Consider the following 22061-nt stretch of genomic DNA (forward strand, 5'->3'; position numbering starts at 1 on the left):
GGGCTGAGCCGTCGCTGACGGCGCGGAGCGAGGAGGACGGCATGGCAGACATCGTCATCACCATCGCCGCCGCGCTGGCGCTGGGACTCATCGCCCATGAGCTGCGCATCCCGCCCCTCGTGGGATTTCTCGCGGCAGGTTTCCTGCTGCACGTCGTCGGCTTCACCGCGTTCGCAGGACTGCAGCAGATCTCCGACATCGGCGTCGTCCTGCTCCTCTTCACCATCGGCCTGAAGTTCGACCTGCGCTCCCTCCTCCAACCCGAAGCACACGGCACGGCGGCCCTGCACATGATCACGGTGGTCCTCCTCGGCGCCGGGACGATCGGCGCAGCCGCCGCCATCGGCATCGTCAGCGTCAGCGGGGGAGCGGGCACCTTGGCACTTCTCGGCTTCGCCCTCTCGTTCTCCTCCACGGTGCTCGTGGTCAAGGTGCTCGAAGACCGCTCCGACGACGGGTCCTACTACGGCCAGATCGCCATCGCGATCCTCGTTCTCCAGGACCTCGCAGCGGTCGCCTTCATCACGATCGCCGGGGAAGAGCCGCCGAGCCTGTGGGCGTTCGCTCTCGTCCTGCTCATTCCCGCCGTGTGGGTGCTGCGACGGATCCTCGACCGCGTCGGACGTGGTGAGCTGCTCGTCCTCTTCGGCGTCGTCATGGCGTTGGGCCCGGGCTATGTCGCCTTCGAATCCGTCGGCATCCACGGCGACCTCGGTGCCTTGGTGCTCGGACTGCTCTTCTCCACCCACCCGCGGGCTGTGGAGATGTCGAAGTCCCTCTTCAGCGTCAAGGAGCTCTTCCTCGTCGGATTCTTCGTCGTCATCGGACTCCAGGCGGTTCCCACCTGGTCGGATCTGTTCATGGCGCTGCTGCTGTGCGTCATCCTGCTGCCATTCAACTTCGCGAGCTTCTACCTCATGGGCCGGCTCTTCGGGCTGCGCAACCGCACCAGCGTGCGCACCAGCCTGGCCCTGAGCAACTTCTCCGAATTCGCCCTCATCGTCGTCGCGGTCGGCGTCGACAACGGGCTCTTCGAGGACAATTGGCTGACCGTCATCGCCCTCGCCGTGGCCCTGGGCATGATCGGCTCCTCCCTGGCCAATGCCTACAGTCTCCAGATCGTGGCGAGGCTCGACGCGATCCTGCCGGACGAGAACGAGGACCGGCTGCGGGCCAACGACCGACCGCTGGACACCGCAGATGCGGAAGTCGTCGTCCTCGGCATGGGGCGCATCGGCCGAGGCGCCTACGAGCGTTTCGTCGAGCGCGGAGACCGCAGCGTCATCGGCATCGACAACGACCTCAATGTCATCGAAGCCCTGCGCGCCGACGACTTCACGGTGCTCGAAGGCGATGCCACCGACCACGAGTTCTGGCACCGCCTCGTCGTCGGCGGCAGCGCCCACACCGTCGTGCTGGCCATGGCGCTGCATGATTCGAACACTTTCGCCCTCGAACAGCTTCGCATCGCCGGCTTCCCGGGAACCATCGCCGCCGTCGTCCAGCGTCCCGACCAGGCCGAGCATTTCGCCCACGCCGGAGTCCACGCGGTGATCAACATCTACAGCGGTTCCGGAGCGGCCGTGGCCGACGCCGCCATCGACAGCCATGAAGACGACTGTCGGCAGTGAGAAGAGAGGGCGATCGAGTCGAATCGGCTGGTCGTGCCGACGGTACGGTCGGGCAGGTCGGGCCGACGGTACGATCGGGCTGGTCGAGCCGACGGTACGGTCGGGCAGGTCGGGCCGACGGTACGATCGGGCTGGTCGAGCCGACGGTACGGTCGGGCAGGTCGGGCCGACGGTACGATCGGGCTGGTCGAGCCGACGGTACGGTCGGGCAGGTCGGGCCGACGCCCCAGTCGCGAAGATCACAGCCGCGAGCCCGCCGATCCGCTTTGCGGCGGTCCGCCTGCACCCGCTAAGATAGACAGCTGTTGTGCCTGCACCCTAAAGGCGGTCGGTGCGAGCGGATCTCGACGCTCAACCCCTCTTTCCCATCCGGGGAAACAACAGTCGCGTTCGGGGCGAGAACCTCATGGGCCCTTCGTGACAGAACTCATTGATGAAAGGTAATACAGTGCCAGCACCAGCACGTAATCGCCGGATGACGCGCCTCTCGCGCGCCCTCGGCATTGCTCTGACACCCAAGGCCGAGAAGTACTTCGAGCGTCGCCCGTACCCTCCAGGTGAGCACGGTCGCGCCCGCCGTCGCAACGACAGCGACTACTCGGTCCGCCTCAAGGAGAAGCAGCGCCTGCGCGCGCAGTACGGCATCCGCGAGGCACAGATGCTCAAGAACTACAAGGAAGCCAGCCGTCTGCCCGGCCTGACCGGTGAGACCATGGTCGAGCTCCTCGAATCGCGTCTCGACGCGCTCGTCCTGCGTGCCGGCTTCGCCCGCACCATGGCCCAGGCTCGTCAGTTCGTCGTCCACCGTCACATCACGGTCGACGGACAGCGCGTGGACCGTCCCTCCTTCCGCGTGAAGGAAGGCCAGACCATCCAGGTGCACGAGCGTTCGGCTTCGATGGATCCGTTCCAGGTCGCCGCCGCCGGTGGTCACAAGGACGTCCTGCCCGCCACGCCGGGTTACCTCAACGTGAACCTCGAGGGCCTGCAGGCGACCCTGCTGCGCACCCCGAAGCGCGAAGAGGTGCCGATCACCTGTGATGTTCAGCTCGTCGTCGAGTTCTACTCGCGCTGATCGGCTGAATACAGCGCATCGCGCCACCACGACTGCCCGGGACCACAGGTTCCGGGCAGTCGTGCATTCACCCTGGCGAGTGTGCATTCGCACTGGGCAGTCGTGCAGCCACCTCAAGCACGCCGACGGCGCATCGCATCAGCCTCGGCGAAGGCTGTGTTGTCACATCCTCCTCTGAAATCACCACTTTCCTCCCTGAGCATTTCAGAGAAAGGTGTACCGAACCGCCGGACAGGACCGGGAATGACTTGCCGACACGGGAGCGGTCTGCCGGGAAGCGCAAGGGCGGCGGAGTCCGGCACCGGCGTCCCCGGCTCGCCGCGCCGCCTCGCATATTGCGACGGAGCCATTAAACTGGTCCCTGTTGAGTGCAGGTGCACACGAGTGAGTGTCGTGCCGGGCGCAACAGTCACGCGACTCACAGGCAATATCTGAAAGGCCCAGGATTGAAGACGGCAGAGATCAAGCAACGCTGGTTGGACTACTTCGAAGCGAACGGGCACACCGTGGTCCCCTCGGCGTCGGTGATCAGCTCCGACCCGTCCATCCTGTTCAACATCGCGGGAATGGTGCAGTTCATTCCCTACCTCACCGGCCGTGAACCGGCACCGTTCAACCGTGCCACCAGCGTGCAGAAGTGCGTGCGCACCGGAGACATCGAAGAGGTCGGCAAGACGACCCGCCACGGCACGTTCTTCCAGATGAACGGCAATTTCTCCTTCGGCGACTACTTCAAGCGCGACGCCATCAAATTCGCTTGGGGACTGCTGACGAACCCCGTCGCCGAGGGCGGACTGGGCTTCGACCCGGAACTGCTGTGGGCGACGGTGCACGAGGACGATGCCGAGACCATCGACATGTGGCTCGAGGAGACGTCCGTGCCCCGTGAGCGCATCCAGCTGCGCGACAACGAAGACAACTTCTGGCACACCGGCCAGCCCGGCCCCGGAGGCTACTGCTCCGAGATCTACTACGACCGCGGCCCCGCCTACGGCGTTGAGGGCGGACCGGTGGCCGACGAAGACCGGTATATCGAGATCTGGAACCTCGTGTTCATGGAGTTCGAACTCTCCGAGGTCCGCTCGAAGGTCGATTTCGACATCGCCGGCGACCTGCCCGCGAAGAACATCGATACCGGTATGGGGCTCGAACGTGTCGCCTTCCTGCTCCAGGGCGTGGAGAACATGTACGAGATCGACGAGGTGTACCCCGTCATCGAAGCCGCCAGCCGCTTGGCCGGTCGGACCTACGGCGAGGACGAGCACACCGACGTGCAGCTGCGCGTCGTCGCCGACCACGTCCGCTCGGCCCTGATCATCATCGGCGACGGAGTCCGCCCCGGCAACGAAGGCCGCGGATACATCCTCCGCCGACTGCTCCGCCGTGCTGTGCGTGCCATGCGTCTGCTCGGAGTCAAGGACGAAGTCCTGCCCGAGCTGCTGCCCGTATCCATGCACGCCATGAAGCTGTCCTACCCCGAACTCGAAACCGACTTCGACCGGATCTCCCGGGTGGCCTTCGCCGAGGAGAAGGCGTTCCTGCGCACCCTCGAATCCGGCACCCAGCTGTTCGCCAACGCCGCACAGTCACTGAGCGGTGGAGACACGACCATCAGCGGAGACATCGCCTTCGCCCTCCACGACACCCACGGATTCCCCATCGACCTCACCCTCGAAATGGCCTCCGAGGCCGGGCTGAACGTCGACGAGGCCGGATTCCGTGACCTCATGAGTGAGCAGCGCACGCGCGCCAAAGCCGACGCCAAGGCGAAGAAGGGCGGCGGTCACACCGACCTCTCCGCCTATTCGGCGCTGCTCGACGACGGCGCCAGCGAATTCGTCGGCTACGACCGGCTCGAAGCCGATTCCAGGGTCCGGGGAATCGTCACGGACGGTGTCGCAACCGAGGTGCTCACCACCGGTCAGAGCGGGGACGTCGTCCTCGACCTGACGCCGTTCTACGCCGAGTCCGGCGGCCAGCGCGCCGATATCGGACTCATCTCCGGTCATGGCTTCACCGCCCGCGTCACCGACGTGCAGAACCCGGTCAAGGGTCTGCCCGCCCACCGCGTCGAAGTCCTCGACGGAGAGCTCCACGTCGGTGACGAAGTCCTCGCCGCCGTCGATCACGACCACCGGTTCCAGGGCGCACAGGCCCATACCGCCACCCACCTCGTCCACGCGGCGCTGCGGGAGATCCTCGGCAGCCACGCCGTGCAGGCCGGTTCGCTCAACCAGCCCGGATACATGCGCTTCGACTACTCGTTCCCCGAAGCCCCGAGCACCCAGATGCGGGCCGAGATCGAAGAGGTCGCGAACCTCGCGGTGCGCTCGAACTACGAAGTCGGCACCGAATACATGTCCTTCGACGACGCGAAGAGGTCCGGTGCCATGGCCCTCTTCGGGGAGAAGTACCCGAACGTCGTGCGCGTCGTCGACATCGGCGGCCCCTTCTCCCGCGAACTCTGCGGCGGCACCCACGTCGGAGCCTCCGCCGAAGTCGGACCGATCTCAGTGCTCTCCGAAGCCTCCGTCGGCTCCGGAGTCCGCCGCATCGAGGCCGCCGTCGGCATGGACGCCTTCCGTTCCCTGGCCGCCGAGCGGACCATCGTGTCCTCGCTCTCGGAGATGCTCAAAGTCCCCGGAACCGATGTCACCTCACGCGTCTCCGACCTGATGAGCAGGCTCAAGGACGCGGAGAAGGAGATCGCCCGACTGAACGCCCAGCAGCTGCTGGCCTCGGCCGGGAGGTTCCTCGACGAGGCGCAGACCGTGGGCCAGACCCTGTTCGTGCAGGCCGAACTCGGCGACATCGCCAACGCCGGAGACATCCGCACACTGGTGACCGACCTGCGCAACCGGGTCTCGGACCGTCAGGCCGTGATCTTCGGCATCGGTGTCAGCAACGGCAAACCCGTCGTCGTCATCGCCACCACCGAGGCGGCCCGGGCCGCCGGTCTGCAGGCCGGCAGGCTCGTGTCGCTGGCCTGCGGCGAACTCGGCGGCGGAGGCGGCGGCAAGCCCGACCTCGCGCAGGGCGGAGGCAGCAACCCCGGCGCCATCCCGTCCGCCATCGCGGCGGTCAAGGCAGCCATCCAGTGAGTTTCCGCCGAGGTCGCCGGCTGGGTCTCGACATCGGTTCCGTGCGGATCGGTGTCGCCTCCAGCGATCCCGACGGGATTCTGGCCACCCCGCTCACCGTCGTCCGGCGCAGAGACGAACCGGCGGCGCTGGGACAGCTGCGCGACATCGTCGACGAGTACGAACCCATCGAGCTCCTGGTGGGGGACCCGAAGTCGCTCGACGGGGCCGCCCGGGCGGCAGCCGCCTCGGCGCTGGAGTTCGCCCACCGGATCGCCGCGGCCACCGGCACCTCGGTCCGGCTCGTCGACGAACGATTCACCACGGTCGAAGCCCACCAGGCTCTCGCCGCAGCCGGAAAGTCATCGCGCCAGCGACGCGAGATCGTCGATGCCCAAGCCGCCGTGATCATCCTCCAGAACGCCCTCGAGTACGAACACAACACCGGTGTTCCCGCCGGTCGTGAGATGCCCGACGAGGAGAGCGACGTATGAGCCCCATCACCGAAGAGTTCTCGTCCGACGAAGGACTGACCCGGGCGGAGATCCGCGCGAAGAAGCGGCGCAGGATGATGCGCCGGCGACGGACGACGACGATCGTGATCATCTGCGTCCTCGTCTTCGGCATCGGCGGATTCTTCGGCGTGCGGGCCGCCGGGGGCGTCTTCGACGACCTGTTCGGACCCAAAGGCGACTATGAGGGTCAGGGCACGAACGAGGTCTCGATCGAAATCGCTCCCGGCTCCTCGGCCCGCACTGTGGCCAACCAGCTCGTCGAAGCCGGAGTGATCATGAATTCCGAGCCCTTCCTCGACGAGATCGAAAGCCGTGACGCGACCATCCAAGCCGGAACGTGGACGATGCGGGAGAAGATGAGCTCGAAGGCCGCGGTCGAAGCGCTCATCAACCCCATCGCCCCGCCGAAGATCACAGTCGCCGAAGGCAAGCAGGTCGAAGAGATCAAGGCGATCATGATCGAGTCGGGGATGAACGCCGATGAGGTCGACAGAGCCATCGATGACAAGACCCCGAAGGACTACGGACTCGACATCGAGGCCCCGAGCCTCGAAGGCTACCTCTACCCGGCGACGTACGACCTGAACAAGCAGAAGACTGCCGAAGACATCGTCCAGGAGATGGTCGACAAGACCGAGACCGAGCTCGACGAGTTGGGAATCGAGAGCAAGGACGCCAACCGCATCCTCACCCTGGCGAGCCTCGTGGAGAAGGAGTCCCCGGGAGACCCCGAGGTGCGGTCGAAGGTGGCCCGGTCCTTTCTCAACCGCATCTCCGATGAGTCGCGGACCGGGGGACTGCTCCAATCGGATGCGACAGTGGCCTATATCCACGGAGCCCGCTCCGACCTGACGACGACGAAGAAGGAACGCCAGTCGGACTCGCCGTACAACACGTACAAGAAGAAGGGCCTGCCTCCCGGACCGATCAATTCGCCGAGCCGAGGCGCTGTCGAGGCAGCGCTCGAACCCGCCGACGGCGATTGGCAGTTCTTCGTCGCGACGAACCCAGACACGGGGGAGACGAAGTTCGCCGACACCTACGAGGACCACAAGAAGAACGTCGAGATCTACCGCAAGTGGCTGCGTGAGCACAGCAAGGACGACGGATAGCCAGTGAGGATTCTCGCCGCGGTGCTCGGCTCGCCCATCGCACATTCGAAGTCCCCGCTGCTCCACCGGGCCGCCTTCACGGCCCTGAACATGGAGTCCAGCGAGTACTCCCGGTTCGAGCTCGGTGCAGATGAGCTCGAGGGGTTCCTCGACTCCCATCCCGACCACACCGGGTTCTCGCTGACGATGCCGTTGAAGGACCGGCTCGTCTCTCTCGCCGCCGAACGCGGGTGGAGGGTCGACGAGACGGCCGCACTGACGGCAGCCGGCAATACCCTGGTCCGCCGCGGCGGTCGGGTGCAGGTGGCGAATACCGACGTCGAAGGCATCGTGCGTGCGATCTCTGCGCGCGCGGATGCGGAAGTCGAAGGTGCGGGAGACGGTCGGGCGACGGTCCTCGGGGCCGGAGCCACGGCCGCCTCGGCGCTCGTGGCCTGCCGCGATCTCGGGATCACCCATGTGGACCTGCGCGTCCGCAACCCCGACCGCGCCCGCCGGATCCTCGACCTGGCCGAGCGGATCGGACTGACCGCCTCGGTGGGGGATCTGACCCGGATCGGCCCGTCGGCGATCGTCATCTCGACCCTGCCCGCCGAGGCGGCCCCCGACCCGGTCTGGGACGATTCCCTCACCGCGGGCGGCATCGCCCTCGACGTCGCCTACGCCGGTGATTCGACCTTCCTCGCCGCGGCCGCCGCCCACGGTCTGCGACCTGTCGCCGGAACCGCCATGCTCGTCGAACAGGCCGTCGCCCAGTTCGAGATGTTCCTCGGTGCGGCACAGTCGGTCGCGGGAGACGCCGGGAACGGATCCGCGACCGACATGCGGGATCCGGGGCTGCGCGAACGCATCACCCGCGCCATGTACTCGGCCCTCGACGATCACGCTCCTTCGGCCCAGGGCTGAGACGGTCACAGTGGTGGAGACCGGGGTGATGCATGGGATGGTCATCGGCGTGTCCGTACTCATCGCTGTGGTCGTCGGCCTGGTGCTGGCGCGGACTCTGCGCACCTGGATCGCCGATGACGCTCACGCCGCCGTTCTCGAGGGCTCCCGCGGGAACGTCGGACTCGTCATCGTCGGAACCCTCATCGCGGCGATCGGCAGCCTCGCCCTGCCCGTCGGTGAGGCGCTGAAGACTCCGGCCGACCACATCGGCGCAGCACTCCTGCTGGGTGCCGTCGCCGGGGCCACTCCGTTCCTCGTCCGCGCCGACGTCCTGGTCCGGCGACTGCCCGATCGGATCGTCTGGCCCCTCATCGGCATCGGTCTCGTCACCACTGTCGTCGCCTCGGTTCTGGGCGGTTCGAGCGTCTGGTTCCTCGTCCTCTTCGCCGGGGTCACTGCCGCACTACTCTTCGCCGGTCTGCACCTGCTGGGACGGGCCATGAACGCACGGACGATGGGGCTCGGCGACGTCAAACTCGCCTTCGTCGTGTTCTCCACCGCCACCCTCTTCGATCCTTTCGCACCGGCCCTCGTCCTCGTGGCCATGATGCTCATCAGCGGGATCTGGGCGCTCATCGGCGCGATCCGGGCCGGTCGGGTGCGCGGGGTGACCATCGCCTTCGGACCCGCGATGCTATCCGGCATGTGGCTCGGGTGCCTGTTCGCACCGATCCTTTTGTAGAATCGGTGGAATGTTGAGATGGCTGACTGCAGGCGAATCCCACGGCGAAGCGCTGACCGGGATCATTGAAGGGCTTCCCGCCCATGTACCGATCACCAGGGACGATATTCGTGCGAGCCTGGCTCGCCGCCGACTCGGCTATGGCCGCGGCGCACGAATGAAGTTCGAAGCCGACGATGTGCGCCTCCTCGGCGGCGTCCGACACGGGGAGACCTTGGGCTCACCCGTGGCGATCGAGGTCGGCAACACCGAATGGCCGAAATGGGAATCCGTGATGAGCCCGGACCCCGTCGACGCGTCCGAACTCGAAGGACTCGCGCGCAACGCCCCACTGACCCGTCCGCGCCCGGGCCATGCCGATATCGTCGGCATGCAGAAGTACGGCTTCGACGAAGCCCGCCCCGTGCTCGAACGGGCCTCGGCCCGGGAGACCGCGATGCGCGTGGCACTGGGCACGGTGGCCGCGAAGTTCCTCGGCGAACTGGGCATCACCCTCGTCTCCCACACCGTCGCCATCGGCGGAGCCGATCATGCCGCCGATGCGCTGCCCGAACTGCCGACCGCAGCCGATGTCGACGCTCTGGACGCCGATCCGGTCCGCTGCTTCGACGCTGAACTCTCGGCGGCGATGGTGACCGAGATCGACGCGGCGAAGAAGTCCGGGGACACCCTCGGCGGAGTCGTCGAAGTCCTCGCGTACGATCTGCCTCCGGGACTCGGCTCCCATGTCCATTGGGACCGTCGTCTCGACTCCCGCCTGGCCGGTGCCCTCATGGGCATCCAGGCGATCAAAGGAGTCGAGGTCGGGGACGGGTTCCTCACCACGAAGCGTCCCGGTTCGAAGGCTCATGACGAACTCGCCGTCGGCGAGGACGGTCTCCGCCGCACGAGCAATCGTGCCGGCGGCACCGAGGGCGGAATGTCCACGGGCGGTCCGCTGCGTGTGCGGGCGGGAATGAAGCCGATCGCCACCGTCCCGCGCGCCCTGGCCACCGTCGACGTCGAAACCGGTGAAGCCGCGAAGGCGAACCACCAGCGCTCCGACGTCTGCGCGGTGCCCGCCTCCGGAGTCGTCGCCGAAGCCATGGTTGCTCTCGTGCTCGCCGAGGCAGTCGTCGAGAAGTTCGGCGGAGACTCCGTCGCCGAGACGAAGCGGAACCTGGACGCCTACGTCGCGGCCATTCCGGAGAACCTCCGCATCGGGCGATGAACCACACCCCGCTGCCCAAACCGGTTCCACCCCTGGAACCGGTCCCCGCCGCGCTGTCGCGCATCGTGCTCTCCGGCCCGCCGGCGGCAGGGAAGTCGACGATCGGTCGGCTGCTCGCCGATCGCCTCGGCCTGCCGCTGACGGACACGGACGCGAATATCGTCGACAAGTACGGGGTCATCTCGGAGATCTTCGTCGATCGCGGCGAAGACCACTTCCGGCGCATCGAACGTGAGGTCGTGCGCAGAGCACTGCGTCGTCTGCTCGATCGGCCGGGCATCGTGTCACTCGGCGGAGGGGCGATCCTCAACCCGGGCACGCGGGCACAGCTGAAGCATCCGGCGATCAAGGTCGTGCACATCGATATCGACCTCGACACCGTGGCACAGCGGCTCACCGCCCCGCATCGGCCGCTGCTGCGCGGCGCCGGAAGCCCGGTGGAGAACTGGCTGGCGCTGGTCACCGAACGCGAACCGCTGTACGAACAGGTCGCGACCTTCCGGGTGCAGGCCTCGAACTCACCGCCGTCGACTGTCGTCAACCGGGTCGTCGACGTCCTCACCGCTCTGCAGCGGGCCGAGGAGTACGCGAAGTACGCCAGCCCGGACGAGGACGGACTCCGACCCGAGAACTGAGCTCAGACCCGGCGGTGAGACGTTTCCGACCAAACTGGTCAGGCATTTCGCCGCCGGGTGCCTGTGAGGGCTAGGCTGGGTCCGGCCGGCGGATTCGGTTCCTCGACCCCGTGCACCCACCGGCCGACAAGCGCTTGAGAGAAGACGATGAACGATCAGGAAGACGGACGAATGAGCCTCACACGCATCAATGTGGACGCCGGCGGGAACTACCCCGTCCTCGTCGGCCAGGGACTGCTCGGCGAACTGCCGGAGCTGCTCGGAAACCGCGTCGAGAAGGTCCTCGTCATCCACCCCCGCGCCCTGCGCACCACCGGCGAGACCGTCCGCGATGACCTCGCCGCAGCCGGCCTCGAGGCCGTGGCCGCGGAGATTCCCGACGCCGAAGAGGCCAAGCACGTCCAGGTCGCGGCCTTCTGCTGGCAGGTCCTCGGCCAATCCGACTTCACCCGCAGCGATGCCATCGTCACCGTCGGCGGGGGAGCCGTGAGCGACCTCGGCGGGTTCGTCGCCGCCACCTGGCTGCGCGGACTCAAGGTCATCCACATCCCCACCACCGTCCTCGGAATGGTCGACGCCTCCATCGGCGGCAAGACCGGAATCAACACCGCCGAAGGCAAGAATCTCGTCGGCTCCTTCCACGCTCCCGCCGGAGTCCTCGTCGACCTCGACACGCTGGGAACCCTGCCGGAGAACGAACTGTTCACCGGACTCGCCGAGGTGGTCAAGACCGGATTCATCGCCGACCCCGCGATCCTCGATCTCGTATCGAACCATTCGAAGGACGAGATCGCCGATGTGCACGGTCCCGTTCTGCGCGAACTCATCGAACGCTCCATCCGGGTCAAGGCCGATGTCGTCTCCAGCGACTTCAAGGAGTCCGGACGCCGGGAGATCCTCAACTACGGACACACCCTCGGCCATGCGATCGAACACAAGGAGCGCTACCAATGGCGCCACGGCGCAGCCGTATCCGTGGGCATGGTCTTCGCCGCCGAGGTGGCCTCGATGATCAAGAGCCTGCCCTACGAAGTCGTCGACCTCCACCGTGAGCTGCTCGGCAAGCTCGGACTGCCCGTCGGCTACCGCTCCGATGTGTGGCCCCAGCTGCTGGACACGATGAAGAGGGACAAGAAGGCCCGCGGAGCGATGCTGCGGATGGTCCTGCTGAGCGGCATCGGGGAACCCAGCACGGTCGAGATCCCCGATGCCTCGATCCTCTTCACTGCCTACCAGGAGATCGGCGAGGATTCGCCGACAGTTCCCCTCGGCATCGGCATCGGCCTCGGCTGAGCCCACTCGGATGGAAGCCTCCCGCTGAGCTTGCTAGACTTGCCCAGTGGCGCGTTCGTCGACCCCGCACCCCGGGGCGATCAGGCGCGTCTTGCCGACTGCGATCACCGTTCGGTGATCAGGACTGAATCGAAGAAGGACGAATTAGTGGCGACAACGAACGACCTGAAGAACGGCCTTGTGCTCAACCTCGACAACCAGCTGTGGCAGGTGCTGGAGTTCCAGCACGTCAAGCCCGGCAAGGGGCCGGCGTTCGTTCGCACCAAGCTCAAGAGCGTGACGAGCGGCAAGATCATCGACAGGACCTTCAACGCCGGCACCAAGGTCGAGACCGCGAACGTCGACCGCCGCGATATGCAGTACCTCTACCATGACGGCACCGACTACGTGTTCATGGATTCCGAGGACTACGATCAGGTCAACATCTCCGCAGAGCTCGTCGGCGATGCCGCGAACTATATGCTCGAGAACCAGCAGCTGCAGATCTCCTTCCACGAAGGCACCCCGCTGTCGGTGGAGCTGCCGCCCTCGGTGGAGCTGACCATCACCCACACGGAACCCGGACTCCAAGGCGACCGTTCGACCGGCGGTTCGAAGCCGGCGACTCTCGAGACCGGCTACGAGATCCAGGTGCCCCTGTTCCTCGAAGAAGGCGTGAAGGTCAAGGTCGACACCCGCAGCGGCGACTACCTCGGACGCGTCAAGTAAGTGGCATCGGCACGTACTCGAGCCCGCCGCCGGGCTCTTGAGCTGCTCTTCGAAGCCGGGCAGCGTCGGATGGCCATGGACGAACTCGTCACCATGCGATCGAACGATCCCGACTACCCGATGAAGGAATACGCGGTCGAGATCGTCAGGGGCATCACCGAGAAGCAGGCGGAGATCGACGAGATCATCTCCACCTACGCGCAAGGCTGGACCCTGGACCGCATGCCGGCCGTCGACCGGTCGCTGCTGGAGATCGGAACCTGGGAGATGCTGTTCAACGACGAGGTCCCCGACAAGGTGGCCATCGACGAAGCAGTGTCCCTGGCCAGGCAGTTCTCCACAGATGACTCACCCGGCTTCGTCTCGGGGCTGCTCTCGCGCATCCTCGACGTCAAACCGACACTCATCTGAGTCGGCGGGTCCGCACTCCGGACCCGCCCGCCGGTGGGCATCCCACCGGGTCTACAATCGAATCGAACCACTCCTTTAACCACCGTCCAGAGAGGCGGAGAAGGGGAAATATGACACAGCGAACAGTGCTGGACGCCCCCGATATCTCGCGGGCGATCACCCGCATCGCTCACGAGATCATCGAATCCAACAAGGGCAGCGACGATCTCGTCCTCCTCGGCATCCCGCGCCGCGGAGTACCGCTGGCCCACCGACTCGCCGAGGCGATCGCCTCGATCTCCGGGAGACCTGAGACCGCAGCGGAACTGGCCGGCAGCCTCGACATCACGATGTACCGCGACGATCTGCGCGGCGGCTCGTACCGGGCACCGGAACCCACATCCATCCCGACCGCGGGCATCGATGCGAAGACCGTCGTCCTCGTCGACGATGTGCTCTTCTCCGGACGCACCATCCGCGCCGGTCTCGATGCTCTCGCCGATGTCGGCCGTCCCGCCAAGGTCCGCCTCGCCGTCCTCGTCGACCGCGGGCACCGGGACCTGCCCATCCGCGCCGACCATGTGGGCAAGAACCTGCCGACGTCGAGCAGCGAACGCGTCAACGTCTCCCTGATCGAAATCGACGGAGACGATGCCGTGACCATCTCGGGAGGCCGCGGATGAAGCATCTGCTCGACACCGCCTCACTCAGCCGCGAGGACGCCATCGCCGTCCTCGACATCGCCGAGGAGATGACTCTCGTCTCCGAACGCGAAGTCAAGAAGCTGCCCGTGCTGCGCGGACGCACCGTGGTCAACCTGTTCTTCGAGGACTCCACCCGCACACGACTGTCCTTCGAGGCCGCGGCCAAACGGCTGTCGGCGGATGTGCTCAACTTCTCCGCCAAAGGCTCGTCCGTGTCGAAGGGCGAGAGCCTCCAGGACACCATCCAGACGATCTCGGCCATGGGCGCCGATGCCATCGTCGTCCGCCACTCCGGAGCCGGCACCGCCCATCGCCTCGCCCACACCGGGTGGATCGACGTCCCCGTCGTCAACGCCGGCGACGGCACCCACGAGCACCCCACCCAGGCCCTGCTCGACGCGTTCACCCTGCGCCGGGCACTGGCCGGAGTCCCCGCCTCGGGACCGGTGACCGGAGGACCGCGCGGTCAGGGACTCGACGGCGCGAAGGTCGCGATCGTCGGAGACGTCCTGCACTCCCGGGTGGCACGATCGAACGTACACCTGCTCGCCCGCCTCGGCGCAGACGTCCACCTCATCGCCCCACCCACGCTGCTGCCCTGGGGAGTGGAGGACTGGCCGGTGAGCGTTCACTTCGACTTCGATTCGGCACTGAGCTCCGAGGACTTCGCGGCAGTGATGATGCTGCGGGTCCAGCACGAGCGGATGCACGAATCCTTCTTCCCCAACGAACGCGAGTACGCCCGTCTGTGGGGACTGAGCGCGGCCCGACTGGCCACCCTGCCCGAGTCGACCTTCATCATGCACCCGGGCCCCATGAACCGCGGTTTCGAAATCTCCGCTGCCGCAGCGGACTCACCCCGCGCCCTCGTCCTCGACCAAGTCGAGAACGGAGTGAGCGTGCGCATGGCGGTCCTCTACCGTCTGCTGACCGGTCAGGAGGAGACCAATGACTGATTACCTCATCCGCGGTGCCGATGTGCTCGGACGCGGCGTCGCCGATGTCGCGATTCGCGACGGACGCATCGTCGACCCCGAACTCCTGGGCTCAGGCGACTGCGAGACCGTCGATGCCGCAGGCCTCGTGGCCCTGCCGGGACTCGTCGACATGCACACCCACCTGCGCGAACCGGGCAAGGAAGATGCCGAGACCGTCCTCACCGGATCCCGGTCGGCGGCGTCGGGCGGATTCACCTGCGTCCACGCCATGGCCAACACCGCGCCCGTGGCCGACACCGCCGGAGTCGTCGAACAGGTGCACCGCCTCGGTCGCGCCGCCGGATTCACCGAAGTCGTGCCCGTCGGTGCCGTGACCACCGGGCTCGAAGGCCGGCAGCTGGCCGAACTGGGTGCCATGGCACGTTCGGGTGCCCGCGTGCGGATGTTCTCCGACGACGGCATCTGCGTCTCCGATCCGCTGCTCATGCGCCGCGCCCTCGAATACGTCAAGACCTTCGACGGGATCATCGCCCAGCACGCACAGGAACCGCGTCTGACCGAAGGCGCGCAGATGAACGAGGGAACGGTCTCGGCCGAACTCGGACTGCCCGGCTGGCCCGCCGTCGCCGAGGAGTCGATCATCGCCCGCGATGTGCTCCTGGCCGAACACGTCGGGTCCCGACTGCACATCTGCCATGTCTCCACGGCCGGCAGCGTCGACCTGATCCGCTGGGCCAAGGCCCGGGGGATCGCCGTGACCGCCGAGGTGACTCCGCATCACCTCATGCTCACCGACGAACTCGTGCGCACCTTCGACCCTGTGTTCAAGGTCAATCCTCCGCTGCGCACAGATCGGGACGTGCAGGCGCTCCGGGCTGCCCTGGCCGACGGCACGATCGACGTCGTCGGCACCGACCACGCCCCACAAACCTCCGAACACAAATGCAGCGAGTGGACCGCCGCAGCCATGGGCATGGTCGGTATGGAATCCGCCCTGTCCATCGTCGTCGCCGCCATGGCCGACCACGACTTCGACTTCGGCGATCTGGCCCGTGTGATGTCCTCGGCCCCGGCCCGCATCACCGGAGCCTCCGGGCACGGCAGCCTCGAGATCGGGGCGAGCGCGAACATCGTCCTCGTCGACCCGGCCGCACCGCACCGCATCGAACCCGCCGACCACGCCACGAAGGGACGCAACAATCCCTTCGCCGGCATTGCCGTGACCGCACAGGTCACCGACACCTTCTTCTACGGCCACCGGGTACTGGCCGCAGGGGCTCTCACCACACCCCACCCGGCAGGAGCAACATGGACCGAACAGTAGGCACATTCATCGTCGCCGCAGTCATCCTCCTCGTGATCGTCGCGATCGCATGGGGATGGAGCCGACGCAAACGGGCCCAGGCGCAAGTCGTGATTCCGCCGAAGCCCCATCTGGGGATCAAGCCCGTGGCCGATCCCGTCGAAGGCTCCTATGTGTCGACGACGAAGGCCGGTCATCCGCTCGAACGCGTCGCCGTCCACGGTCTGGGCATCCGCACCACCGGGGAACTCGTCGTCACCGACGGGGGAGTGATCATGGACCTGGCCGGCCGCGAAGACTTCCTCATCCCGCGCCGCGACATCGTCTCCGTGGACACCACGAACGGGATGATCGGCAAATTCGTCGAACGCGGAGGCATCATCCGCATCACCTGGCACCTCGGCGACACCCTCGTCGACACGGGCTTCCGCGCCCGCTACGCCGCGTCCACCACTCCCACCGTCGACCGCATCCGCGACATGATCGAAGAGGCACAATGAGCTTTTCCACCACCCCCGCCGTCCTCGTCCTCGAAGACGGCCGGACCTTCCACGGATCCGCCTACGGACACCTCGGCGAGACCACCGGTGAGGCCGTGTTCGTCACCGCCATGTCCGGCTACCAGGAGACGCTGACCGACCCGTCCTACCACCGGCAGATCGTCATCCAGGCCGCTCCGCACATCGGCAATACCGGCGTCAACCGCACCGACGACGAATCCGCCCGGATCTGGGCTGCCGGCTACGTCGTCCGTGACGCCTCCCGGATCTCCTCGAACTGGCGTTCCGAAGGCGACCTCGTCGACTGGCTGACTGAGTCCGGGATCGTCGGCATCTCCGATGTCGACACCCGGGCCCTGACCCGACACCTGCGCGACAAGGGCGCCATGCGAGTGGGCATCTTCTCCGGCCCCGCCGCAGCGGCGTCCGAGTCCGAACTCCTCGCCCGGGTGCGGGCCTCCCCGCAGATGGCCGGAGCCAACCTCGTCGATGAAGTCTCGGTCACCGAACCCACGTTCTTCCCCGCCCGCGGGGATAAGAGATTCAGTGTCGCCGCCGTCGACCTCGGCATCAAATCGATGACCCCGGAAAGACTGACCGAACGCGGAATCGACGTCCACCTGCTGCCGTCGACGATCAGCATCGAAGAGATCCGTGCCCTGGGAGTCGACGGAGTCTTCTTCTCCAACGGCCCCGGCGATCCCGCCGTCGCAGACGACCAGGTCGAACTGCTGCGTGCCGTGCTCGACTCGGGACTCCCGTTCTTCGGCATCTGCTTCGGCAATCAGCTGCTCGGTCGCGCCTTGGGCTTCGGCACCTATAAGCTGCCGTTCGGCCACCGCGGCATCAACGTGCCCGTGATGGATCGGACCACCGGCAAGGTCGAGATCACCTCGCAGAACCACGGCTTCGCCGTCGACGCACCTCTCGAGGGAGAGACCATCGCCCCGCACAAGGCCGACTACGGCCGGGTCACCGTCTCCCATGTGTGCCTCAACGACGATGTCGTCGAGGGACTCGCCTGCCTCGACATCCCCGCCTTCTCCGTCCAATTCCACCCCGAGGCTGCGGCGGGCCCGCACGATTCGAGCTACCTGTTCGATCGCTTCGTCGACCTCATGTCCGCTTCCCAGGCCGATTCGGCTGCCCAGGCCTAAGGAGAACCCCCAATGCCACTGAGACAAGACCTCACCTCCGTCCTCGTCATCGGCTCCGGCCCGATCGTCATCGGCCAAGCCTGCGAATTCGACTACTCGGGCACCCAGGCCTGCCGCGTGCTGCGCTCCGAAGGGCTGCGTGTCATCCTCATCAACTCGAACCCGGCGACGATCATGACCGACCCGGACATCGCCGACGCCACCTACGTCGAACCCATCGACCCGGAAGTGATCGAGACGATCATCGAGAAGGAGCGCCCCGATGCTCTCCTGCCCACCCTCGGCGGACAGACCGCACTCAATGCGGCCATCGCCCTCCACGACGCCGGAGTGCTCGAGAAGTACGGCGTCGAACTCATCGGCGCCGACGTCGATGCCATCCAGCGCGGTGAGGACCGTCAGAAGTTCAAGGACATCGCCGAGGCCTGCGGTGCCGAGGTGGCCAAGTCCGCCATCTGCCACAGCCTCGACGAGGCGCTGGCCGCCGCCGAGGAGCTCAGCTACCCGGTCGTCGTCCGCCCCTCTTTCACCATGGGCGGCCTGGGCTCGGGCATGGCCTATGACGAACCCGATCTGCGTCGCATCGCCGGTGCCGGACTCTCCGACTCCATCACCCACGAGGTGCTGCTCGAGGAATCGATCCTCGGGTGGAAGGAATACGAACTCGAACTCATGCGCGACAACAAGGACAACGTCGTCGTCGTGTGCTCGATCGAGAACGTCGACCCCGTCGGTGTGCACACCGGCGACTCGATCACCGTGGCCCCGGCACTGACCCTGACCGACCGGGAATACCAGTCGATGCGCGATATCGGCATCGCCATCATCCGCGCCGTCGGCGTGGACACCGGCGGCTGCAACATCCAGTTCGCCGTGGACCCGAAGACCGGACGCATCATCACCATCGAGATGAACCCGCGCGTGTCCCGGTCCTCGGCGCTGGCCTCCAAGGCCACCGGCTTCCCGATCGCGAAGATGGCCGCGAAGCTCGCCGTCGGCTACTCGCTCGACGAGATCCCCAACGACATCACGAAGGTCACGCCGGCCAGCTTCGAACCGACCCTGGACTACGTGGTGGTGAAGATCCCGCGCTTCACCTTCGAGAAGTTCCCGGCAGCGGACCCGACCCTGACGACGACGATGAAATCCGTCGGCGAAGTCATGGCCCTGGGGCGCAACTTCACCACCGCACTGCAGAAGGCGATGCGCTCACTCGAGCAGAAGGACGCCTCCTTCAGTTGGGCCGACCTGCCCGACGTCTCCGACGAGGATGTCCGCGAATCCGTCCTCGAAGCCATCTCGCATGCCACCGCCGACCGCATCCATTCGGTCCAGCGCGGACTCGCCGCCGGACTGAGTGCGGCAGAGGTCTTCGACGCCTGCGAGATCGACCCCTGGTATCTCGACCAGATCCAGCTCATCAACGAGGTGGCCGCCTATATCCGCGACGCCGACGAACTCGACGAGCAGGTGCTGCAGGTCGCGAAGAACCACGGCTTCTCCGACGAGCAGATCGCGGCCCTGCGCGTCCTCGACACCGGTGTCGTCACCGGCATCCGCCACGCCCTGCGCGTGCGCCCGGTGTTCAAGACCGTCGACACCTGCGCCGGCGAATTCGAGGCACACACCCCGTACCACTACTCGAGCTACGACGCCGAGACCGAGGTCGCTCCCCGCGACCGGCCCGCAGTGATCATCCTCGGCTCCGGACCGAACCGGATCGGCCAGGGCATCGAATTCGACTACTCATGCGTCCACGCCACGATGGCGATCGGCTCGGCCGGATACGAGACGATCATGGTCAACTGCAACCCCGAGACCGTGTCGACCGACTACGACACCGCCGATCGCCTGTACTTCGAACCCCTGACGTTCGAAGACGTCATGGAGGTCTACCACGCCGAGCTCGCCGCCGGTGAGGTCCTCGGCGTCGTGTGCACACTCGGCGGACAGACTCCGCTGGGACTGGCCGACAAGCTCAAAGCCGCAGGCGTGCCGGTGCTCGGCACCCAGCCCGAAGCCATCGACCTGGCCGAGGACCGCGGAGAGTTCGGCACCGTCCTCGACCGGGCCGGACTCACCGCACCCAAGCACGGCACCGCGGTGACCGCTGCGGAGGCCGCCGCGATCGCCGAGAACATCGGCTACCCGGTGCTCGTGCGTCCCTCCTACGTCCTCGGCGGACGGGGAATGCAGATCGTCTACGACCGCACTCAGCTGTTCGACTACATGGCCAGCGCCACGGAGATCTCGACCGACCGTCCGGTCCTCGTCGACCGGTTCCTCGAAGACGCCATCGAGATCGACGTCGATGCCCTCTTCGACGGCCACGAGGTCTACATCGGCGGGATCATGGAACACATCGAGGAGGCCGGAATCCACTCCGGCGACTCCGCCTGCGTGCTGCCCTCGCTGACCCTGGGCGACGACGTGCTCGAACGGGTCCGCCAGGCCACGTCGGCCATCGCCGAAGGTGTGGGTGTGCGTGGACTGCTCAACATCCAGTTCGCGATCGCCGCCGATGTCCTCCACGTCATCGAAGCCAACCCGCGGGCCTCCAGGACCGTGCCCTTCGTCTCGAAGGCGACCTCCACCCAGCTGGCCAAGGCCGCGGCGCTCATCGCCGTGGGCCGCACGATCGACGATCTGCGCGGTGACCTGCTGGCCGCAGAGGGCGATGGCTCGACCCTGCCGCTGACCCATCCGATCGCCGTCAAGGAGGCGGTCCTGCCGTTCCGCCGGTTCACCACCGTCGAAGGCAAGATCGTCGATTCGATCCTCGGCCCCGAGATGCGGTCGACCGGCGAGGTCATGGGCATCGACCACAACTTCCCGACCGCCTTCGCGAAGGGCCTCCTCGGCGCATCCGTGAAGCTGCCGACCTCCGGCACAGTGTTCGTGTCCGTGGCCGATCGGGACAAGCGGGCCATGGTTCTGCCGGTCAAGGAACTCGTCGACATGGGCTTCGACGTCGTCGCGACCACCGGCACCGCGGCCGTGCTCTCTCGCTACGGGATCAAGACCACTCAGGTGCACAAGCACTTCGAGGCCGACGCCGAAGACCGTACGGTCATCGACTACCTCGCCGCGGGCACCATCGGCATGGTCATCAACGTTCCCTCGGGCCGACAGGAACGTGCCGACGGCTATGAGATCCGGGCCGCCGCGACCGCGAACTCCGTGCCGCTGATCACGACTCTCGCCGAATTCGCCGCCGCCGTGACTTCGCTCGAGGTCATCCGGGACTCGAAGTTCGACGTGCGCAGCCTGCAGGACTGGAGCGCCTGATGTTCGGCACGCGGCTGGCAGCCGCCATGGCCGAGCACGGACCGCTGTGTGTGGGCATCGACCCGCATGAGCATCTCCTGGCCTCCTGGGGACTGCCGGCCAGCGCCGCAGGAGTGCGGGAGTTCGCTCTCCGCGCGGTCTCCGAGCTCAAGGGTTCGGTGGCCGCGGTGAAACCGCAGTCGGCGTTCTTCGAACAGTACGGCTCCGCCGGGGTCGCTGCTCTCGAAGAGACCCTGGCCGCGGCCGGGGAAGCCGGGCTGCTCACCGTCCTCGACATCAAACGCGGTGACATCGGGTCGACCATGGGCGCCTACGCGAAGGCCTATCTCGATCCCGCGTCGGCGCTGGCGGCGGATTCGATCACCGTCTCGCCCTACCTCGGATTCGGGGCTCTGGAACCGGCATTCGAACTCGCCGCCGCCCACGGCAAGGGCGTGTTCGTCCTCGCGCTGACCTCGAACCCGGAAGGCGCAGAGGTCCAGCACGTCGGAGGCGGAGGCGGTTCGGTGGCGGGATCGATCGTGACCCGGGTGCGGCAGCGCAATGCTCACGCGCTCGGCTCCGTCGATGGTCTCGGTCCCTTCGGACTCGTCGTCGGTGCGACCATCGGCAGTGCGGCGAAGGACCTGGGGTTCGACCCCAGCGACTGCGGGGGACCGATCCTCGCTCCGGGCGTCGGCGCGCAGGGAGCCGGTCTGGCCGAGCTGCGCGAGGTCTTCGGTGACCGGGCCCTGGCGTCGGGACAGGTGCTCGCCACGGCGTCCCGGGCAGTGCTCGGTGCCGGGCCCGACGGCCTGGCCGACTCCGCGGCCGCACTCAATCGTGCGCTGACGGCACTCGACTGACCCCCGGTGTCCGGATCGCTGGTCGGTCCGGACACCGGATTCGCCGG

General features: G+C 66.7%; 19 protein-coding genes. All 19 read left to right on the forward strand.

The features are described from left to right. Window positions 1–41: 41 nt before the first annotated feature. On the forward strand, window positions 42–1631 hold the full coding sequence (locus FHG09_RS03445; RefSeq protein WP_152346317.1) for a cation:proton antiporter family protein: 1590 nt from the start codon (window positions 42–44) through the stop codon (window positions 1629–1631). A 433-nt stretch (window positions 1632–2064) separates the two neighbouring features. Then, complete coding sequence (rpsD, locus tag FHG09_RS03450; RefSeq protein WP_413773140.1) at window positions 2065–2706, forward strand: 30S ribosomal protein S4; 642 nt, start codon at window positions 2065–2067, stop codon at window positions 2704–2706. A gap of 446 nt (window positions 2707–3152) precedes the next feature. Further along, on the forward strand, window positions 3153–5807 hold the full coding sequence (gene alaS / locus FHG09_RS03455; RefSeq protein ID WP_152346319.1) for an alanine--tRNA ligase: 2655 nt from the start codon (window positions 3153–3155) through the stop codon (window positions 5805–5807). Beyond that, complete coding sequence (gene ruvX, locus FHG09_RS03460) at window positions 5804–6280, forward strand: Holliday junction resolvase RuvX (protein WP_152346320.1); 477 nt, start codon at window positions 5804–5806, stop codon at window positions 6278–6280. The genes alaS and ruvX overlap by 4 nt, the downstream gene beginning before the upstream one ends. Beyond that, window positions 6277–7413 carry an endolytic transglycosylase MltG gene (mltG, locus tag FHG09_RS03465; RefSeq protein ID WP_152346321.1) on the forward strand — a complete coding sequence of 379 codons (1137 nt, stop codon included), beginning with the start codon at window positions 6277–6279 and terminating at the stop codon, window positions 7411–7413. Before ruvX ends, mltG begins: the two co-directional genes overlap by 4 nt. A gap of 3 nt (window positions 7414–7416) precedes the next feature. After that, window positions 7417–8319, forward strand: coding sequence for a shikimate dehydrogenase family protein (locus FHG09_RS03470; protein WP_152346322.1), 903 nt, complete (start codon window positions 7417–7419; stop codon window positions 8317–8319). 25 nt (window positions 8320–8344) lie between these two features. Then, a complete protein-coding gene (locus tag FHG09_RS03475) occupies window positions 8345–9043 on the forward strand; it encodes a hypothetical protein (RefSeq protein WP_152346323.1) in 699 nt (232 codons plus the stop codon). 10 nt (window positions 9044–9053) lie between these two features. Beyond that, window positions 9054–10253 carry a chorismate synthase gene (gene aroC, locus FHG09_RS03480; protein WP_152346324.1) on the forward strand — a complete coding sequence of 400 codons (1200 nt, stop codon included), beginning with the start codon at window positions 9054–9056 and terminating at the stop codon, window positions 10251–10253. Next, window positions 10250–10888, forward strand: a complete 639-nt coding sequence (locus tag FHG09_RS03485; RefSeq protein WP_152346325.1) for a shikimate kinase — start codon at window positions 10250–10252, stop codon at window positions 10886–10888. Before aroC ends, FHG09_RS03485 begins: the two co-directional genes overlap by 4 nt. 171 nt (window positions 10889–11059) lie before the next feature. Continuing rightward, window positions 11060–12181 (forward strand): 3-dehydroquinate synthase, encoded by a 1122-nt coding sequence (gene aroB, locus FHG09_RS03490; RefSeq protein WP_152346326.1) that lies wholly within the window; start codon window positions 11060–11062, stop codon window positions 12179–12181. A gap of 147 nt (window positions 12182–12328) precedes the next feature. Beyond that, entirely contained in the window at window positions 12329–12889 is a 561-nt protein-coding gene (gene efp, locus FHG09_RS03495) for an elongation factor P (RefSeq protein WP_152346327.1), read from the forward strand. Further along, window positions 12890–13300 (forward strand): transcription antitermination factor NusB, encoded by a 411-nt coding sequence (gene nusB / locus FHG09_RS03500; RefSeq protein ID WP_152346328.1) that lies wholly within the window; start codon window positions 12890–12892, stop codon window positions 13298–13300. Between the two features lie 110 nt (window positions 13301–13410). Further along, window positions 13411–13962, forward strand: coding sequence for a bifunctional pyr operon transcriptional regulator/uracil phosphoribosyltransferase PyrR (gene pyrR, locus FHG09_RS03505; RefSeq protein WP_152346329.1), 552 nt, complete (start codon window positions 13411–13413; stop codon window positions 13960–13962). After that, a complete protein-coding gene (locus FHG09_RS03510; RefSeq protein WP_152346330.1) occupies window positions 13959–14939 on the forward strand; it encodes an aspartate carbamoyltransferase catalytic subunit in 981 nt (326 codons plus the stop codon). The genes pyrR and FHG09_RS03510 overlap by 4 nt, the downstream gene beginning before the upstream one ends. Then, a complete protein-coding gene (locus tag FHG09_RS03515; RefSeq protein ID WP_152346331.1) occupies window positions 14932–16245 on the forward strand; it encodes a dihydroorotase in 1314 nt (437 codons plus the stop codon). Before FHG09_RS03510 ends, FHG09_RS03515 begins: the two co-directional genes overlap by 8 nt. Then, a complete protein-coding gene (locus FHG09_RS03520) occupies window positions 16230–16724 on the forward strand; it encodes a hypothetical protein (protein ID WP_152346332.1) in 495 nt (164 codons plus the stop codon). The genes FHG09_RS03515 and FHG09_RS03520 overlap by 16 nt, the downstream gene beginning before the upstream one ends. Then, window positions 16721–17881 (forward strand): glutamine-hydrolyzing carbamoyl-phosphate synthase small subunit, encoded by a 1161-nt coding sequence (gene carA, locus FHG09_RS03525; protein ID WP_152346333.1) that lies wholly within the window; start codon window positions 16721–16723, stop codon window positions 17879–17881. The genes FHG09_RS03520 and carA overlap by 4 nt, the downstream gene beginning before the upstream one ends. Window positions 17882–17893: 12 nt before the next feature. Beyond that, window positions 17894–21169, forward strand: coding sequence for a carbamoyl-phosphate synthase large subunit (carB, locus tag FHG09_RS03530; protein ID WP_152346334.1), 3276 nt, complete (start codon window positions 17894–17896; stop codon window positions 21167–21169). Then, on the forward strand, window positions 21169–22014 hold the full coding sequence (gene pyrF, locus FHG09_RS03535; protein ID WP_152346335.1) for an orotidine-5'-phosphate decarboxylase: 846 nt from the start codon (window positions 21169–21171) through the stop codon (window positions 22012–22014). The genes carB and pyrF overlap by 1 nt, the downstream gene beginning before the upstream one ends. Window positions 22015–22061: the final 47 nt, after the last annotated feature.

Origin of the sequence: Brevibacterium sp. CFH 10365, assembly GCF_009299785.1 — a bacterium.
In the GTDB taxonomy this organism is placed as follows: domain Bacteria; phylum Actinomycetota; class Actinomycetes; order Actinomycetales; family Brevibacteriaceae; genus Brevibacterium; species Brevibacterium limosum.

Excerpts from the sequence above, each read along its gene's own strand:
- FHG09_RS03445 (WP_152346317.1), top strand. The coding sequence starts at position 42 with ATGGCAGACATCGTCATCACCATCGCCGCCGCGCTGGCGCTGGGACTC.
- rpsD (WP_413773140.1), top strand. The coding sequence starts at position 2,065 with ATGAAAGGTAATACAGTGCCAGCACCAGCACGTAATCGCCGGATGACG.
- mltG (WP_152346321.1), top strand. The coding sequence starts at position 6,277 with ATGAGCCCCATCACCGAAGAGTTCTCGTCCGACGAAGGACTGACCCGG.
- aroC (WP_152346324.1), top strand. The coding sequence starts at position 9,054 with ATGTTGAGATGGCTGACTGCAGGCGAATCCCACGGCGAAGCGCTGACC.
- FHG09_RS03485 (WP_152346325.1), top strand. The coding sequence starts at position 10,250 with ATGAACCACACCCCGCTGCCCAAACCGGTTCCACCCCTGGAACCGGTC.
- aroB (WP_152346326.1), top strand. The coding sequence starts at position 11,060 with ATGAGCCTCACACGCATCAATGTGGACGCCGGCGGGAACTACCCCGTC.
- pyrR (WP_152346329.1), top strand. The coding sequence starts at position 13,411 with ATGACACAGCGAACAGTGCTGGACGCCCCCGATATCTCGCGGGCGATC.
- FHG09_RS03510 (WP_152346330.1), top strand. The coding sequence starts at position 13,959 with ATGAAGCATCTGCTCGACACCGCCTCACTCAGCCGCGAGGACGCCATC.
- FHG09_RS03515 (WP_152346331.1), top strand. The coding sequence starts at position 14,932 with ATGACTGATTACCTCATCCGCGGTGCCGATGTGCTCGGACGCGGCGTC.
- FHG09_RS03520 (WP_152346332.1), top strand. The coding sequence starts at position 16,230 with ATGGACCGAACAGTAGGCACATTCATCGTCGCCGCAGTCATCCTCCTC.
- carA (WP_152346333.1), top strand. The coding sequence starts at position 16,721 with ATGAGCTTTTCCACCACCCCCGCCGTCCTCGTCCTCGAAGACGGCCGG.
- carB (WP_152346334.1), top strand. The coding sequence starts at position 17,894 with ATGCCACTGAGACAAGACCTCACCTCCGTCCTCGTCATCGGCTCCGGC.
- pyrF (WP_152346335.1), top strand. The coding sequence starts at position 21,169 with ATGTTCGGCACGCGGCTGGCAGCCGCCATGGCCGAGCACGGACCGCTG.